Source organism: Nitrospina watsonii (assembly GCF_946900835.1).
Taxonomy (GTDB): Bacteria; Nitrospinota; Nitrospinia; order Nitrospinales; family Nitrospinaceae; genus Nitrospina; species Nitrospina watsonii.
Window position 1 is genome coordinate 657,524 of the sequence record NZ_OX336137.1, and the last position, 15,922, is coordinate 673,445.

Sequence of the window (15,922 nt, forward strand, 5' to 3'; positions counted from 1 at the left end):
GGGTTGGGGAGCGTTATTGGTAGTACTGTGCCTTCTTTTCACCGAAGGGCACCAGCTTCAACGACGGCGTGCCTTCGTGGTCGAGGAAGACTTTGTACTGGTAGCGTTCCGTGTTGCCGCCGTTCCAGGTGATGAACAACTCACCCTTGGCGGCGGAGTAGCGTCCGGTCGAAACATTGGGGCCGCCCTCCGAATGCGCGTTCACGCCGAGTCCCGTGGTGTTGCCGTCGATGCGCGTCTGCGAGGAATACAGCACGGTGCCGTCCGGCTGAAACGTCCAGGTGACGGTGGAGTTGGAAAACACCGAAGCACCCAGGCCGACGCTGCCCTCGGTCGAACTGCGCGACCAACTGCGCAGCAGATCGGAGTCGATGGACGGTGGCGTGGCGGCAAGGCTGGCGAACACCTGGCGCGCCGTGCCAATGAGGTTGCGGTTGCTGTTCTGCGGCGCGAGGTGGATCATGTAAATGCCCTGGTCCTTGTGGATGGTGAGGAACACCACGTGGCGCTGCGCCGGGCCTGCGCCCGGTTTGCCGTCGAAGGCCAGCACCGTGGCCGCGCCGAGTTTGGTTTGGAACGACTGCGGAGTGCCGGTGCGTTTCATGCCCGGAAAGTTGGCGGACCAGATCTGCTCGAAGAACTGCGCCACACGCGGGTCCGCCGGGTTGGTGATGCCCTCGGCGGCGACGCTCTGGAACAGCAGAAACTCTTCCGGGATGCCCTGCGGCGTTAGGGTGATCGGTTGCGGCACCACGTAAATGCCGGCCTCGTCTTCCTTCAACACCCAGTCGCCGGGATAGTTGAATTGAATTCCGCCGGGATGCTTGAAGGTTTTCCAGTCGGCGGTTCCGGCATGAGCGGGTGCGTTGAAACTCACCCCAACCAGCAGGGCGAGACCTGCAAACGCGAAGAGCCGAAAGACGTTCGACATAAACACTCCAGAGAGAAAGGCCCCGCAGTTCCTTGCGCATGCGGGCTTTGCATGAATAGAAGGAGGGAAGGGCATGAATCCCCCTCATCCTAACCTTCTCCCACCCGGGGAGAAGGAACCGGGCTGAGCCCGGAAACAACAGGATGTATTTGAAATGCGCTTGAGAACCATCGTTCGCCCTTGTGGCTTGGCAGTCCATCCAAATTCAATCAGCCGCAGCAGGAATCGTCGCTGTTGTCTTCCACCTGTTCGGTTTCCGGGTCGATGATATTGAACAGGCCGCGGTAGGGACCCTGCGCCAGCACTTCACCCAACTCTTCCTTGACCTCCACCGCACGCCCCACCGGGAAGGTGACGCCCTCGCAGGTGACTTCGTTGAACGGTCCGGCATAGATGGCGAGCACGCTGCCGCTGCAGCACGACTCCTCGATGGCCGCCGGTTTGTAGGCGGTGAGCAGGTACGAATAAAACCGGATGCCCTCGACTTCCTTCCACAAATAATCCTTGGTCACGTTGAATCCGTAGAACCCGGCCTGGCGTGAATAGTCGAGGAACTCGTCAAGGGTCAAGGCGCCGGAGACGCACTCGCCCCACAGCTCGCGGTTGTCGCGCATGGCGGCGGGCACCGGCTGGTCGGAAATGATGTCGGCGATGACGAAGCGTCCGCCGGGTTTCAGGATGCGGCTGATTTCCTTGAACACGTCCTGCTTTTTGGGCGACAGGTTGACCACGCAGTTGGAGGTGACCACATCGGCGGAGGCGTCTTCCACCGGCGTGGATTCCAGAAAGCCGTGGTGGAATTCGAGGTTGCGGTAACCGAGGTTGTCGCTGACGCGGTCGGCGTGGGTGCGGGCGACGTTCAGCATGGCTTCCGTCATGTCCACGCCGATGACGCGGCCTTGGGCGCCGACCGCGCGGGCGGCGATGAAGCAGTCGATGCCGCCGCCACAACCGAGGTCCACCATGGTTTCGCCGGGTTCAATGTTGGCGCGGCTGACAGGGCTGCCGCAGCCGTAGGAAATTTCCAGCACTTCCTCAGGAATGTGGGACAGGTCGCCGGGTTCATACTTGACCGGGCAGCACAGGTTTTCCTGCGTGGCCGCTGCCGCCTTGGAGTAAAACTCCTGCACGTCGCCGCGGGAAATCGTCGTCTCCGTTTCCATTTCCGATCGCCTTTCGTTCATGCCCTCATCCTTTCCAAGTGGTTGCCGGGACCGACCGTTTTGGGTCCGTCCCCAATTGAGTGATCAGGAACCCTGATGTTTTTTCAAAACCGCCTTGATGCTCTCCTTGCAGTCTTCCGTCATGGTGACGTTCGGACCGAGTGGATCTTCTTCCCGTCCCAGTTTGCGCGCCAGCGACCGCACCGTCTGCAACTGCTGCTCGTAGATGCGGCACGCCTTGCACATTGCCAGGTGCATGCCCACGCGCAGCCGTTTGGACAGCGGCAGGGAGTGGTCCATCCTCTCCGAAATCAAGGAAGAGGTGTCTTGGCAGCGGATTTTCAACCAACGCGTCAGGGTGTTCATTCAGTGTACCATTTCACAAATAGCGAATTCAGGCGCCGCGGCGCCCATGCTGGATTTCCAGGCATTTTTTCAACTGATTGCGGGCCCGGTGCAGAATGACCCACAGATTGGTCGGTTTTATACCCATTTCCTTGCAGATATCCTCGGAGGACATCCCCTCTACTTCTTTCATGACAAAGATATCGCGGAACTTGTCGGACAGCCCGTCCATGCACTGGTTGAGCGCCTCCGCAAGTTGGGTGTTTTCCACCGCTTTTTCCGGATCGATCTCCCAGCGGCGTGGCGGCGAGACCCAGTGCCCATTTTCATTATAAGCGTTTTCGTAGGGATCGGCATCGTCATCCGGCATCAGTTCATAGGTCCGCTGGTTTTTCTGACTGCGGAAATGGTCCATGATCTTGTGTTTCAGAATGCCGAACAGCCAGCTCTTTTCCGAGGACTTTCCGGCGAAGGTGTGCTGCGCCTGCAGGGCGGCGAGCAGGGTGGTTTGCACGATGTCGTGCGCCACCATGGCATCTTTCACGCGGACGAGGGTGAACCGGTACATGGTGTCGCCGTAGCGGTCCACCCACTGTTCGCTGTCGATGTTTGGTTTGGTATCCACTCCACCTCGGTTGCAAAGGGTGAATGTTGACTTCAATCAACCCGATTCCCTATACTGCCGGGTATGGACAAGACCCTGGACACAGCCGAATGCGCACGCATCCTGAAATCGCTGGGCGACGAATCCCGCCTCAAAATCGTCCAGCTTTTATTGCAGGGAGAGTGCAGCGTTTCGCAGGTGGTGCAGTCGCTGAACCTGCCTCAGCCGCAGGCATCGCACCATCTCGCCATCCTGCGCGGCAGCGGGCTAGTGAACACGCGCCGCGAAGGCAACCGGGTCATCAATTTCATCGATCCCGAAATCCGGTCCATGCTGAATAAAAAGGATCTGGGCCTCGATCTGGGATGCTGTTCGATCACCTTCGAATAGAGCCCCGCCTCCCGTCTTTGCAAGACGGAGTTTGCATTATACCCGCCCGTTCCGTTTTCAAACAAACCTAAAAGGTCTTGCTGTCCGCGTCCGGTTCCGTTTTTTGCCCGTACAGCCGTTTATACAGATCGTGATTGCGCGACACCAGCTTGACGTACTTGCGCGTTTCCGGGTAGGGGATGGACTCGATGAACACGTCGGGGTCGTCGATGTCGCCGAAGCGCCACTGCCAGGCAGCGAGGACTGTGGGGCCGGCGTTGTAGGCGATCAGGATGTGGATGCGGTTGCCGTGGTGTTCCCGCACCAGGCGGCTCAGATAACGCACGCCGAGATGAATGTTGAAGTTGGGATCGAACAGCCGTTCGGTATCGAAGTCTTCATCCAGTCCCGACTGCCGGTGCATGCGTGAGGCCGTCTTCGGCATCAGTTGCATCAATCCACGCGCGCCCGCCGGCGACACCGACCAGGTGTCGTACAAACTCTCCTGCCGCATGAGGCTGATCACCAGCAGCGGGTCCACCTGGAATTTCCCCGCCGAGTGATGAATCTTGTGCAGGTAAGCGGGCGGGTAATAATTTTTCCAGAACGCTTCCGGCAATTCTTTTTCGCCATGACGTGTTTTGAATCCCCGGTACAGCGCCAGCAGCCGTTGGGAGTCGGCAAAGGCGTGGGCGCGATTGAACCAGTGCGACAACCACAACACGCCGGAGTAATTCTTGCGCACCGAGCGGGCGACCCAACGCATTTCCTCGCGGGCCATGCGGTGGAATCCCAACCGGATCAATTCCTCTGCCCGTGAAAAGTGAAACCGTTCGTCGTCGTTCAGGGCGCGGCCCGGGCTTTCCGGCAGGCCGCCGGGGGTGGACACGCTGGTTTTCAGGATCGGCGTGGCCTCCGCCTGCTCCAGAATGTGCGGGGTGGTGCTGGCATCGAGTTTGTTCTGGGCCTGCAGGCCGTAATAGGTATAGGGGTATTGGGCGATCAGGTCTGCATACACTTCATGGGCGTCCTCGTGCCGGTTCAGTTGTTCGAGAGACTTTGCCAGCCAGAACGCATTTTTGTCCACGAGATCGCCCTGCGGCGACCGTTTTCGATTGGCGCGAAACTGGCTTGCCGCTTCCTGCCAGCGCCCGGCGCGGTAATGCACCCAGCCGATCTGCCAGGCGGCCTGCTGGCCGAACTCGGTTTGGGCATGGTCCTTCGCCAGAGCCCGGTAAGTGCGGAGCGCCGCCGCCTCATCCTTCGCTTCCTCATAAATCTTGCCGACGATGAACAACGCTTCCGTTTTCAAATCCCGTCTGCGGGCGGATTTCGCCACCTGTTCAAAGCCTTCGCGCGCGCCGTCCCGGTTGCCCAGGTTCCACAGGTTGCGGGCGACAGTGAACGCCGCCTTCGGCACACGCCGGTGTTGGGGGTAGCGCCGCATGAATTCCTGCAACACGTCGTTGGCAGCAGCCCGGTCGCGCAGACCCTGGTAGGCGTCGGCCAGAATGAAATAAAAACGGCCGGGCAGAATGCGGTCGGAGGTTTTCATCAGCGACCGCGTTTCCTCGATCACCGTCTCAAAATGAGCCTGTCTCAGCAGCGTGCGCAGGCGGCGCGCCCGTTCCCTGAGGGAAAGAGATCGGACCGTGACGCCGGGTTGCTGAGCCAGTTGTTCCATCCGGTCTGCGGCGTTCGCCGCCTTGGGATGATCCGGATACGTCACGTAGAACGTGCGGTAGGTGTCGTACAGCCCTTGCGCGTCCTCAAGCTGTTCATACAGGGCGGCCTGTTGTCCCAGCATATCCGGCAGGGTTTCCTGGGAATCTTCCAGGTAATCCTGTTTGCCGATCAGGCGATAGGCTGCCTGCAATTGGTGCAGGGCGGATTCAGGCTGGTTTTGCAGGCGATGGATGTCGGCTTTCAGCCAATGCGCGCGGGCGATGAGCAACGACTGCGGAAACTGTGTGGCCAGTTGGTCCAGCTCCGCCAGCGCTTGCGCGTAGCGGCCGAGGGCGGTTTGCGAGCGGGCCTGATGCAGGATGATGTAGTCTTCGAGCTCGGGGTACAGCGTCCGGCTTTTTTCGTAAAACACCAGCGCCCGTTCATGCTCCTGCCTGTGGACCAGCACCCGCGCCAGCAGATACGTGACGCGCCGGCGGAGGTCCATTTCCAACTGTTCCCGTTCCAGCCGTTCGAGAGCGCCGAGCGCCGCGTCCCACTGGCCGGTCTGCACCGACTCCACCGCCGTGAGATACGTCTCGTCCGGGTTTGCCGCAACGTTCAGCGGCGCGCACGCGATCCACAAGCCGAACAGCATCGCTGCTGTCTTCGGCAGGAGGCGCAGGATTTTTTCCATGATGCCGCTGGCGGTGTCGTCTGTGTCCACATTCACAGAGCGGGTTTCCTTCATTTTTTTGAACCAGGTGATCTGGCGTTTGGCGAAGTGCCGCGTCTCGCGCTGGATTTCGTAGCAGGCGCGGTCGAGCGGGATGCCGCCTTCCAGATGGCGCACCATCTGCGCGTAACCGATGGATTGTAACGGTTTGCATTCTTTATGATAGCCGCGTGCGAGCAGGCTTTCGACTTCCTGCTTGAGGCCGTCATCGAGCATCTGTTCGACGCGGCGGTTGATGTGCCGGTACAAATCCTGGCGTTCGCGTTCCAGCAGAAACAGGTGGATGTCGAAGCCGTAGGGTTCGGCTCCGGCCGTGTCCGTGTGGTGGAAGGTGGACAACGGCTGCCCGCTCTGGCGGAATACGGTGAGCGCGCGTTCGATGCGGATGGGATCGTTCGGTTGAATCTGCGCCGCGTAACCGGGATCGACCTGTTTGAGTTCCTCGTGCAGGGCGGCGGCGCCGCGCATTGCCAGTTCCTGCCGCACCTGCTGACGGATGGCGGGGTCCGGCTCGACGGCGCAGTCGTAATTTTCGATGAAAGTTTTGAGATACAGCCCGGTGCCGCCCACCATGACGGGCGTTTGGCCGCGGGCCAGCAGGTCGCGCACCACCGACTGCGCGCGCTGTTTGAAATCAAAAGCGGTGAAAGGCTCGTCGGGTTCGAGGATGTCGATCAGGTGATGCGGCACGCGTTGGCGCAGGGCCACCGGCGGTTTGGCGGTGCCGATGTCGAAATGGCGGTACACCTGCATCGAATCGGCGCTGATGATCTCCGATCGCAGGTGCTCGGCCAGACAGAGCGCCGTCTCGCTTTTACCGGACGCGGTGGGACCGGCCAGAATGATTAAAGCATTCATAAATGGTTTGCATGGCTTCCGTGTACGAGCCGTTAGGGTTGTACATGATCAATTCCCGGTCTTCCGGTTTTTGGACCGTATGATGGCGCGCGGCTTCGATCAACAGAATGCGCGGTGCGGCATGGCGGTGGCCGTACACCGTCAGGCTCCGCGCCGGTGCGAGGCCGTTCTTGTGCAATGCCGCAGTCCATTCCTCGCGGCGTTCGGGAGGGTAGGCCAGTGTCAGCCGTCCTTCCGGTTTGAGTAGCGGGGCGGCGGCGGCGACCAGTTCGGGCAAGGACAGTTTGATCTCGTGCCGGGCGATGGCCTTTTCCGGATTGGGATTGATGCGGCTGCTGTTCTGTTTCCGGTACGGCGGGTTGCTGAGAATCCAGTCGAATGAGGCGGACGGCACGGAGCGCGCCCACTCAAGAAAATCAGCGTGTTCGACGCGGATGCCCTCGCGTTCCCGGTGCGCCACGTTGCGGACGGCGTGCTGAAACAGCGATTCCTGAATTTCCACTGCGGTCACATCGAGGTCCGGTTCCCGGCTTGTGAGCAGCAAGGACAAAATGCCGCAGCCGGTGCCGACTTCCAACACCCGCTCGCCGGTACCTGGCCGGGAAAAGTGCGCCAGCAGGAAGGGCTCGACCGAGTAGCGGTAACCCGTTGGATTTTGCTCGATTGGGATGGGATGGGACACCGGCATGGGTCACCCTGGGACGACTTTTTAATGACTTTCAGTCTAGCCCAATCCCTGTTCGGGAGCAAGGTTCCGAATGCCTGATTGTGATCGATCTTATTGTTTTTAAATGGACCTTCTGTTATAATTTTCTATACACTCGATGTAAACCAAAGAAGCGGTATTCTCATGCCCAAAGGAGGAAGCCCTTGGAAGGCCTCATCACGGAACAGTCGATCATGGGTGCAGTCATTTTGCTGGTGGGAATCGGTTTATTGAACTGGTGCAGCCGTCTTGAGTACAAGGAATACATGGTGCGTACCAATCCACGGGAAAAGTGGGGCTATCTGGACGGCACTAAAAAGGACGAAGTGAAAAAACGGTCACTGCGTGGAACGGTGATGGCCCTGATCGGAGCGGGCTGCTCACTTTGGGGATTCATCATCCTGGTGATCCATTTTTCGCAGATGAATTGAATCCCGGTCGCTTCAAAATGGCCAGAACCATTTGGAATGCCCTCCGGTCAGCAGGATGGCCACCGGCTCCTGTTCATGCACCAGCGGATGCACGCGCTGACTGACCAGGTGACCGCTTTCGGGCGCGAGGACGGTCTCCAGCGGTTGGCCGCTGTACAGATCGCGCACCTCTCCCAATACCTGCCCCGCCTCGACCCGGCACCCCACCTTGCCTGAAGGCAGATACAGTCCCGCCTGCCCTGTATTCACCCACACTTCCTGTTTGGCTTTATAGAACATCGCTTCGGTGAGGGAACCGTTTGTTTCCGGATGCGATAAGAACTCCGTCTCCCGCAGGAAACTGATCACGGCATTCACCAAGGCGTCGACGGCTGCCGGATCGCACACCTGCGGCCGGCCGGCGGACAGAGTGAACGTCTGGATGTCCATGTTGTGCCACTGGCGGCTCAACTGAAGAGTGAGTGCGGGCGCATCCTGCACTTCGCGCACCACGTTCATATTGAAACGGCGGCAGGCCTTGCGCAGACTCAGGCTGGGGCGGTAGGCGCGGACGTGCGGCGTGTCTTCGAAATGCAGCGCGCCGGTTTGCAGGATGATGCCGAAATCGGAACCGGCGGTTTCGTGGAGCAGGCGGTTGCACAGGGTTTCCGTCAGGTCGCCCTCTTCACTGCCGGGAAAAGCGAAGTCGGCGTCGAGGTTGTCGTACGACCAGGTGGCGGTGCCGGATTCCAGCGCCCGGTAGTTGACCACCGGAAACACCTGCACGGTGCCGGTCAGCGCATAACCGGGTTTGTTGCCGTCTTCCACGTTTTGCAGAAAATGCGCCAGCCGCCCGGCGGCAAGCAGACCGTTCAGCCGGTCGCCTTGAATGCCGGTGACGATGGACAGCGACTGCGAACCCTCGGGGCCTTTCCATACGTTCTTGAACAGGGAGAGGGTGTCGCCAAGCGGCGTCGTGGTGGTAAAAATCTCCTGTTTCACGATTCAGAGTCCCAAGCGATGCGCGCGAGCAGCGCGCCGGCGTGCGTCAGCGGGTGCTCGCGCAGGGTGAACAACAGGCCCGCAGCGGGCGCGGCGACGTCTTCCAGCACTTCCCCCTCCACGGCATCGACGATCTGCCCCAGCACCTGGCCTGCATGCACCGTCTCTCCCGCCTGCACCCGGCTGATGAACAGCCCCGAATGGTTCGCCGTGGCCTGCACCACTTGCTTGGGGTACAGCACGCGCGGCGGGCGCACGGTTTCCGGCGACAGGTAATTGGCGTCGAGAATGCCCAGATGACGCAGGTAATGCATCATGCCCCGGTACAAGGGCTCGATCAACGGCGGATGGATGCGATGGCAGATGCCGGTTTCGACAACCAGCGTCGGGATCTTTTCCTGATTGAGGTTGTAGCCGAGCGTCGATTCAAACAGCCCCGCCATGGGGTGCACCCAGATGAGGTCGGCGTTGGTTTCGCTGGCCAGCGGCAAGAGGTCGATGGCGAACTCCTCGATGACGCGGATCTGCGGCAACTCCAGAAAATGCAGGTTGCTGGCGTGGATGTCCACGGCGTATTCGGAGCGTTTGATGATGTCGCGGTACAACTGGGAGGCGGCACGGCTGCCGACGCTGTGCCCGCTTTCCTGGCCGATGACGCGGTTCATGTCGAGTCCGTAAAACGGCCACAGGCGGTTGGCGCTGTGGATGCCCGCCGGGTTGGCGGCGGGGTAAATGTTGACCTCGCCCAGAAACACTTCCGGCTGTGTGTCCTGCAATTCGCGCAGGGCGCGGGTGATCAGGTGACACAGATAGAGGCCCGCCAGTTCGTCCCCATGCAACCCGGCGACGAACGAAATGCGCTTCGTCGGTTTGCCGTTGTGCGCGGGGAAGGTTTGCCGGACAATCTCCAGCCGCCCTCCCAGTGCGTTTTTGATGGATACGATGGTTTCCGTTTTCACGGTACGGACTTTCTAAAGCGGCGGAAGGTTGGAGTCGGAATGCTTCTTTTTGGGATCGATGCCCATGGCGTCGATCTTGCGCTTGAGGGTGTTGCGGTTGATGCCGAGTGATTTGGACGTGGCGACCTGGTTGCCGCGTTTGTGGTCGAGCATTTGTTCGAACAAATGTTTTTCCACCTCCTGGATGAGCAGGTCGTACAGGTTGCCGTCGCCGGAGTCCCGGTTTTTGGCGAGGAAGTCGTGCACCACGGCATCGAGGTTCGTCTGCCAGGCGTCCACGGCGGCCGGGGTTTTGCGGGCGGCTTCGAGCAGGGGTTCGGGCAGGTGCTCGGGCAACACCGGGCCGCGTGTCACCAGCACGAGGCAACGCTTGATGACGTTCTCGAGTTCGCGGATGTTGCCCGGCCACGGGTACTGCTTCAGCAGCGCCGCCGTTTCCGGTGACAGGTACACCTGGTCCAGCACCGATGCGTCGCCGTATTTTTTCAGGAAAAACTCGGCGAGCAGCGGAATGTCCTCCACGCGCTCACGCAAAGGGGGCATGTGGATGTTGATGACGTTGAGGCGGTGATACAGGTCTTCGCGGAAGCGGTCGGCTTTCATGAGATCGGGCAGGCGCTGATTGGTGGCGGCAATGATGCGCACGTCCACGCGCAGCGAATCCTTGCCGCCGACGCGGTAGAACTCGCTGTTCTGCAGCACGCGCAGGATCTTGGCCTGCAACGGCAGCTCCATGTCGCCGATTTCGTCGAGCATCAGGGTGCCGCCGTCAGCGAGTTCGAACTTGCCTTTTTTGGCCTCGACCGCGCCGGTGAAGGAACCTTTCTCGTGGCCGAACAATTCCGATTCCAGCAACTCGCGCGAGATGGCGGCGCAGTTGATGAAGATGAACGGTTTCTGCGAACGGTTCGAGTAATGGTGCAGCGCCCGCGCCACCAGCTCCTTGCCGGTGCCGCTTTCGCCGGTGATGAGCACCGGAAATAAAGTGGACGCGGCCTTGCCGATGACTTTGAAGATGTCCTGCATCCTCCGGTTTTTGCCGATGATGGCTTCCAGAGAAAAATCTTCCTGCGCCGTGGCCGCCGGTTGTTCCGGCGGGCGCACATCGCGGCTTTTCTCCACCTTGTCGATGAGTTTGAAAATTTCGTCGAAGTCGAACGGCTTGCTGATGTAATCGTACGCGCCGTGGCGCATGGCTTCGATGGTGTTGTTCATCGTGTCCTGCGCGGTCATGACGACGATATGCGGACGGTGGTCGGTGTCGCGCACCTTCTGCAAGAGTTCGAGACCGCTGATGCCTTCCATGAAGATGTCGGTGAACACCATGAAGTAGGACTGGCCGCGTATTTTCTGCAACGCTTCCTCTCCGCTGCACGCCGTATCCACCCGGTACGGCGAATCTTCGAGCGCCTGCGTGAACAGCCAGCGTATGTTTTCTTCGTCATCGACGATGAGGATGTCTTTCGACCCGCTCATGGGTTCTCCTGTTTGACCGGCAGGTACACCTGCACCGTGGTGCCGGCACCGGCTTCGGAACTGACTTTGATCTTGCCGTTGTGGTTCTCAACGATTTTGAGCGAAAGCGGCAGGCCCAGTCCGTTGCCCTGGCTTTTGGTGGTGTGAAAGGGCGTGAACAGGTGTTTCATGTTTTCCTGGGTGATGCCGAGCCCCGTGTCCACGATCTCCACAAGGATGGCCTGACGCCGGTGCGGGCGGCCCTGCGACCGCACCATGTAATCGCTGTGGTAACGCGTGAGCAGTTTCAGCGTGCCGCCTTCGGGCATGGCTTCGAGGGCGTTCTGGATGAGGTTGAGGAATACCTGCTTCAGGCGGTCGCCGTCGCCTTGTATGGAAGGCAGACTGGGATCGTAAATGGTTTCGAAATGAATCGACGCCTCGTGCGATTGCTTTTCCAGGATCAGGATTTCTTCCAGCGTCTGATGGATGTTGATGGTGTCGATATCCAGTTCCAGCGGCCGCGCGAAATGCAGCATGCGATCGACCATGCGGTTGATGCGTTCGGATTCCTTGATGACCACGTCCAAAAACTTGTGATGCTCCTCCGGCAACTTGCGCCGGAGCAGTTGCGCCGAGCCGGAAATGGAGACGAGCGGATTCTTGATCTCGTGCGCCATGCCGAGTGACAGGGTACCCAGGTGCGAAATGGCGTCGAAGGGGCGGCTGATTTCTTCCAGCTCCTGCGACAGGGTGCAGTCGCGCACGTAGAGCACAGCGCCTTCCGGCTGATTGTGGTCATTGAGGTATGGCGAGATGGTGATGCTCACGGGAAACGTTACCTGATGGGCGCGGCGGTGGCCCTGCCCCTCGATCTGATGATACGCCACCCCGTTTTCCAGGGTGTCGTCGATTTTCTGTTGCAACTGCGGCTGGTGCGGAAACAGATCGACCGCCGGTTTGTCCAAAAAATGATCCCGGGATTGCTGGAACATTTCCTCGGTGGCCAGGTTGACCTGAAGGATCGTCCCTTCCCGGGATATCAGGATGATTCCATCGACGATGGACGCAATGATATTTTTAAAAACAGGGTTCGAGTCCCCCATGGGCGGGGCCTCACTTGGAATTTTTGGCACCGGTCTTTTTGGCCTTTTTCTTGCTCCCGGAGTACGGGTTCTTGCTGGCTTCGGCGATTGGGTTCGATTTCAGTTTGGGAGCCGCCGGGGTGGTGGCGGGGTTGGCGCAACCGGGGCTGGAACAACTGTCGCCGCCTGCCGCCGGGGCGGTTGCCGGAGCCTCGGTGGTGCTGGCGCCTTGACTGCTCTCCTGTTCCCAGCCCTTTTTACGCGCTTCCGACGGGTAATCGGTGGCGTACCAGCCGCTGCCTTTTAAAATGAAGCCGGACGCGGAAATCTTGCGCCGGGGTTTGCCCTTGCAACGCGCGGTCTCGCACTGCTTCGGCGGCTTGGCGCTGATGGACTGCATCAACTCAAACATGGTGCCGCAGGTTTCACATTCGTATTCGTAAATGGGCATTTATTGGAACTCCTTGATATATATAGGGTATCTTGAGCCTGGCCGGAGGGGGTCCACTCCCCGGTTCCGGTGTGAACAAACCTGTTCAGGAATAAGATGCCCATGCCAACATGGCAAGCTGTTTGCCACATTTTAATGCATTCCCACCGGTAAATCCAACTAGTTTAATGGTTTTTGTGCCGGGGAATTTTTATTAAAACCGGACTGAGGGTGGGAAAGGCAACCGTGTCCGAACCTCCCCCTCGGTCTCTTCCTTGCCAAGGAGGGGAGGATACGGAAAGGATCATAAATCCCCCCTCATCCTGGCCTTCTCCCGCCAGGGGAGAAGGAACCTTCAGCACCTTGTCTCTTTTGCGGGAACTCGTACAACGTGATGGACTGGGCCGGGCTGAGCCGGGAGGCAACGCAGTGGATTTGGAACGCGCCCATTGATCATCGTTCGCTCACTGGGCAGTAGCCATCTGCCTCGGACGCAGTCCGCGCCCATAGACCATCGTTCGCTCACTGGGCAGTAGCCATCTGCCTCGGACGCAGTCCGCGCCCATAGACCATCGTTCGTTTACTGGGCAGTAGCCATCTGCCTCGGACGCAGTCCGCGCCCATAGACCATCGTTCGTTTACTGGGCAGTAGCCAGTTTTCTGCCCGCGAGGCGGGGCCGGGCATTACCCAGTTTCCTGCCCGCGAGGCGGGCGCTAGACTTCGGTGAGCCAGTGCTTGAATTTTGCTTGTTTGCCGGCGACGATCTGGAAGAACAGGTCCTGGATCTGTTTGGTGATCTTGCCGCGTTTGCCGTTGCCGATGATGCGGTTGTCCACTTCGCGCACCGGGGTGACTTCCGCGGCGGTGCCGGTGAGGAAAATCTCGTCGGCGACGTACAACTCATCGCGGGTGAGGATGGCGTCCTCGATGGGAATCTTGAGGTGTTTGGCGATCTGCACCACGGCGTTGCGGGTGATGCCGTCGAGGATGCCGGTGGAGAGCGGCGGCGTCATCAGCATGCCTTTATGATAGATGAATATATTTTCGCCCGAACCTTCGGTGACGCAGCCGTGGGTGTCCAGCATGATGGCCTCGTCGTAGCCGTCGCGCACCGCTTCCGCCTTGGCGAAGATGGAGTTGATGTAGTAGCCGCAGGCCTTGGCCTTGGTCATGGTGACGTTGATGTGGTGGCGGTTGAAGGACGAGACGCGGACGCGGATGCCCTTTTCCAGCCCGTCGTCGCCCAGGTACGTGCCCCACGGCCAGGCGGCGATGGCGACGCGCACGTGCACGCCTGCCGGGTTCAGGCCCATCTTGTTGTCGCCCAGAAACACAATGGGACGGATGTAGCACTCGTCCAGTTTGTTGACCTGCACGGTCTTGACGATGGCCTGCGTGATTTCTTTTTGGCTGTACGGGATTTCGATGCCGAGGATTTTTGCCGACTCGAACAGCCGCTTGACGTGTTCCGCCAGCCGGAAGACGAAAGATTTTTTCTTGCCGGAATGGTAACAACGGATGCCCTCGAAAACGCCATAGCCGTAATGCAGCGTGTGCGTCAGGACATGGACGTTGGCATCCGCCCACGGAACCAGTTTGCCGTCCATCCAGATTTGTTCTGATTTTTCCACGTGGTGCCTGTTTTTCAGGAGGTTGAGTAAAGGATGTAATTGTAGGGAGCGGCCGGTTTAAAATCAAGCCTAATAAAATCAATTGACATGGTACAATGCATTTGGTACACCTTACACCTTTGCGATTCGGAGCCGCTAGCTCAGTTGGTAGAGCAACGGCCTTTTAAGCCGTGGGTCGAAGGTTCGAGCCCTTCGCGGCTCACTCAATTTCTCCGAATACAACCGAAACAGGGCGTCCCCATCGTCTAGCCAGGCCCAGGACACCGGCCTTTCACGCCGGCGACGGGGGTTCGAATCCCCCTGGGGACGCCAAGTTTTCCTTTCCTCTGTATCAAACCCTCTCTCAACACTCCACTTATAAGCATTGCCTCCTTTTAGTGCGCCCGAATGTGAATCTCGAACGCGCTTTCTCTCTCCTAATATAAAGGTCAAAAGAGGGGTGGCCTTTTGCAACCCGGGGTTCCCGATGCAACCGGTTCGGGACCCGCCAAGAGAAAGGAGCAAACCATGAGGATTCATCCCCGCGCTTTGCGTGCCATCATCATAACTGCAATGTGTGCGCTGCTGGCCATGCCGGCGATGTCTGTGTTGGCTGCGACCGAGCAGGACAAGACCACCACCGAGGACATCGGCAAAAAGTTCGACGCGCTGACCGAGTCGATCAAGAACTACTCCGCACAGGAGAAAGAGGAAGCGGTCGCCGATGTGGAAAAAAACCTGGATTATCTGGATCAGCGCATCGACGCGTTGCAGCATAAAGCCGACCGCAACATGAAAACCATGAGTGAGTCGGCGAAAAAGGAAATGAACGAAAAACTGAAGACGCTCAAGCGCGAACGCGATGAGGTGCAGAGGTGGCTGGGCGAGATGAAGCACAATTCCAAAGACGCGTGGGAAGATATCACCGATGGCTTCTCCGATGCCACCTCGCGTCTGGGCAAGGCGTTTGGTCAGGCTTCGGACGCGTTTTCGAAAAACAAGAATAAAGGCAACGCGCGCTGAGCCGGAAGTTGGACTCAGGGATGAAAAAGGGTGGGGCGCTTGGCCCCGCCCTTTTTTATTTTGTGCGCGCCCGGCCTTCTCAATCGAGATTGCAAGGCAGGCAGGGGACCCATCACGCGTCGCGGTGCACGGTGTCGGGCGTGAAAGCGGGCAGGCAGACGGCGATGTATTGCGCCCCGCCAGCGCGGGGTGTGCTGTAACGCACCCACTCGCCTTTCGAAGTGATGACCGCCTGCCCGGCGCTCACCTCAAACGTTTCCTCTTTCGTCTCCACGTTCAGCATGCCTTGCAGGACGAGGGTGTATTCGTCGAACTCCGGCGTTTGTCCCGGTTCCTCCCAGCCTTCAGGGCTGGTCATGTGGGCGAGGCTCACTCCCGGCGTTTTCGAGTTCACGTTGCCAATGTATTCCTTGATGATTTTCGGCTTGGTGCCGGCGGCTTCGACGAGGGTGGGTTTATCGATGAACTGGGCCATGGATGCCGATCCTCCTTGAGGTTTGCGGGCTTCCCGTGCCGTTTTCAAAAAGGGGACGGGGGGAAGCTCAAGTATTCAAAAAAGGAAACGATAAA

The 15,922-nt window shown here is 59.3% G+C and carries 16 protein-coding genes and 2 tRNA genes; 5 read left to right on the forward strand and 13 right to left on the reverse strand.

All coding sequences use genetic code 11. The features are described 5' to 3' along the window. Positions 1–13 precede the first annotated feature (13 nt). From QML71_RS02925 to QML71_RS02940, 4 genes are all read right to left on the reverse strand, one after another. Positions 14–931, reverse strand: coding sequence for a hypothetical protein (locus QML71_RS02925; RefSeq protein ID WP_282010406.1), 918 nt, complete (start codon positions 929–931; stop codon positions 14–16). A gap of 209 nt (positions 932–1,140) precedes the next feature. Continuing rightward, the gene (locus QML71_RS02930) at positions 1,141–2,115 is read right to left on the reverse strand and encodes a methyltransferase domain-containing protein (protein WP_282010407.1); all 975 of its coding nucleotides are present in this window, start codon (positions 2,113–2,115) and stop codon (positions 1,141–1,143) included. 63 nt (positions 2,116–2,178) lie between these two features. After that, positions 2,179–2,460, reverse strand: coding sequence for an anti-sigma factor family protein (locus tag QML71_RS02935; RefSeq protein WP_282010408.1), 282 nt, complete (start codon positions 2,458–2,460; stop codon positions 2,179–2,181). Between the two features lie 28 nt (positions 2,461–2,488). Continuing rightward, a complete protein-coding gene (locus tag QML71_RS02940) occupies positions 2,489–3,064 on the reverse strand; it encodes a sigma-70 family RNA polymerase sigma factor (RefSeq protein WP_282010409.1) in 576 nt (191 codons plus the stop codon). A gap of 63 nt (positions 3,065–3,127) precedes the next feature. On the opposite strand from QML71_RS02940, the gene QML71_RS02945 reads away from it, so the two are divergent. Next, on the forward strand, positions 3,128–3,433 hold the full coding sequence (locus tag QML71_RS02945) for an ArsR/SmtB family transcription factor (protein WP_282010410.1): 306 nt from the start codon (positions 3,128–3,130) through the stop codon (positions 3,431–3,433). A 67-nt stretch (positions 3,434–3,500) separates the two neighbouring features. Here QML71_RS02945 and miaA read toward each other — a convergent pair whose 3' ends face one another. Beyond that, positions 3,501–6,671 (reverse strand): tRNA (adenosine(37)-N6)-dimethylallyltransferase MiaA, encoded by a 3,171-nt coding sequence (gene miaA, locus QML71_RS02950; RefSeq protein WP_282010411.1) that lies wholly within the window; start codon positions 6,669–6,671, stop codon positions 3,501–3,503. Continuing rightward, positions 6,628–7,359 (reverse strand): tRNA1(Val) (adenine(37)-N6)-methyltransferase, encoded by a 732-nt coding sequence (locus QML71_RS02955; RefSeq protein ID WP_282010412.1) that lies wholly within the window; start codon positions 7,357–7,359, stop codon positions 6,628–6,630. Before QML71_RS02955 ends, miaA begins: the two co-directional genes overlap by 44 nt. A gap of 182 nt (positions 7,360–7,541) precedes the next feature. Between QML71_RS02955 and QML71_RS02960 the strand changes: the two genes are divergently transcribed. After that, the gene (locus QML71_RS02960; protein WP_282010413.1) at positions 7,542–7,808 is read left to right on the forward strand and encodes a hypothetical protein; all 267 of its coding nucleotides are present in this window, start codon (positions 7,542–7,544) and stop codon (positions 7,806–7,808) included. 12 nt (positions 7,809–7,820) lie between these two features. Here the strand turns inward: QML71_RS02960 and QML71_RS02965 are convergent, their stop codons facing one another. The 6 genes from QML71_RS02965 to QML71_RS02990 all read right to left on the reverse strand — a co-directional run bounded on the left by QML71_RS02965 (position 7,821) and on the right by QML71_RS02990 (position 14,350). Beyond that, entirely contained in the window at positions 7,821–8,789 is a 969-nt protein-coding gene (locus QML71_RS02965; RefSeq protein ID WP_282010414.1) for a M14 family metallopeptidase, read from the reverse strand. Continuing rightward, on the reverse strand, positions 8,786–9,748 hold the full coding sequence (locus tag QML71_RS02970) for a M14 family metallopeptidase (protein ID WP_282010415.1): 963 nt from the start codon (positions 9,746–9,748) through the stop codon (positions 8,786–8,788). The genes QML71_RS02965 and QML71_RS02970 overlap by 4 nt, the downstream gene beginning before the upstream one ends. 12 nt (positions 9,749–9,760) lie before the next feature. Beyond that, complete coding sequence (locus tag QML71_RS02975; RefSeq protein ID WP_282010416.1) at positions 9,761–11,224, reverse strand: sigma-54-dependent transcriptional regulator; 1,464 nt, start codon at positions 11,222–11,224, stop codon at positions 9,761–9,763. Then, a complete protein-coding gene (locus tag QML71_RS02980) occupies positions 11,221–12,309 on the reverse strand; it encodes a two-component system sensor histidine kinase NtrB (RefSeq protein ID WP_282010417.1) in 1,089 nt (362 codons plus the stop codon). The genes QML71_RS02975 and QML71_RS02980 overlap by 4 nt, the downstream gene beginning before the upstream one ends. A gap of 10 nt (positions 12,310–12,319) precedes the next feature. Then, positions 12,320–12,739, reverse strand: a complete 420-nt coding sequence (locus QML71_RS02985) for an FmdB family zinc ribbon protein (RefSeq protein ID WP_282010418.1) — start codon at positions 12,737–12,739, stop codon at positions 12,320–12,322. 693 nt (positions 12,740–13,432) lie between these two features. Then, entirely contained in the window at positions 13,433–14,350 is a 918-nt protein-coding gene (locus QML71_RS02990; RefSeq protein ID WP_282010419.1) for a branched-chain amino acid transaminase, read from the reverse strand. A 129-nt stretch (positions 14,351–14,479) separates the two neighbouring features. Between QML71_RS02990 and QML71_RS02995 the strand changes: the two genes are divergently transcribed. The 3 genes from QML71_RS02995 (at position 14,480) to QML71_RS03005 (ending at position 15,352) form a co-directional block, all read left to right on the forward strand. Further along, a tRNA-Lys gene (locus QML71_RS02995) sits at positions 14,480–14,552 on the forward strand. Positions 14,553–14,584: 32 nt separating this feature from the next. Beyond that, positions 14,585–14,662 (forward strand) — tRNA-Glu (locus QML71_RS03000). A gap of 195 nt (positions 14,663–14,857) precedes the next feature. Next, positions 14,858–15,352, forward strand: a complete 495-nt coding sequence (locus tag QML71_RS03005; protein WP_282010420.1) for a sll1863 family stress response protein — start codon at positions 14,858–14,860, stop codon at positions 15,350–15,352. A 112-nt stretch (positions 15,353–15,464) separates the two neighbouring features. Here the strand turns inward: QML71_RS03005 and QML71_RS03010 are convergent, their stop codons facing one another. Further along, positions 15,465–15,827 carry a cupin domain-containing protein gene (locus QML71_RS03010; protein WP_282010421.1) on the reverse strand — a complete coding sequence of 121 codons (363 nt, stop codon included), beginning with the start codon at positions 15,825–15,827 and terminating at the stop codon, positions 15,465–15,467. Positions 15,828–15,922: the final 95 nt, after the last annotated feature.

Bases quoted from the DNA above. Each gene is read 5' to 3' on its own strand.
- QML71_RS02925 (WP_282010406.1), bottom strand. From the start codon at position 931: ATGTCGAACGTCTTTCGGCTCTTCGCGTTTGCAGGTCTCGCCCTGCTG.
- QML71_RS02930 (WP_282010407.1), bottom strand. From the start codon at position 2,115: ATGAACGAAAGGCGATCGGAAATGGAAACGGAGACGACGATTTCCCGC.
- QML71_RS02935 (WP_282010408.1), bottom strand. From the start codon at position 2,460: ATGAACACCCTGACGCGTTGGTTGAAAATCCGCTGCCAAGACACCTCT.
- QML71_RS02945 (WP_282010410.1), top strand. From the start codon at position 3,128: ATGGACAAGACCCTGGACACAGCCGAATGCGCACGCATCCTGAAATCG.
- miaA (WP_282010411.1), bottom strand. From the start codon at position 6,671: ATGAATGCTTTAATCATTCTGGCCGGTCCCACCGCGTCCGGTAAAAGC.
- QML71_RS02955 (WP_282010412.1), bottom strand. From the start codon at position 7,359: ATGCCGGTGTCCCATCCCATCCCAATCGAGCAAAATCCAACGGGTTAC.
- QML71_RS02975 (WP_282010416.1), bottom strand. From the start codon at position 11,224: ATGAGCGGGTCGAAAGACATCCTCATCGTCGATGACGAAGAAAACATA.
- QML71_RS02980 (WP_282010417.1), bottom strand. From the start codon at position 12,309: ATGGGGGACTCGAACCCTGTTTTTAAAAATATCATTGCGTCCATCGTC.
- QML71_RS02985 (WP_282010418.1), bottom strand. From the start codon at position 12,739: ATGCCCATTTACGAATACGAATGTGAAACCTGCGGCACCATGTTTGAG.
- QML71_RS03005 (WP_282010420.1), top strand. From the start codon at position 14,858: ATGAGGATTCATCCCCGCGCTTTGCGTGCCATCATCATAACTGCAATG.
- QML71_RS03010 (WP_282010421.1), bottom strand. From the start codon at position 15,827: ATGGCCCAGTTCATCGATAAACCCACCCTCGTCGAAGCCGCCGGCACC.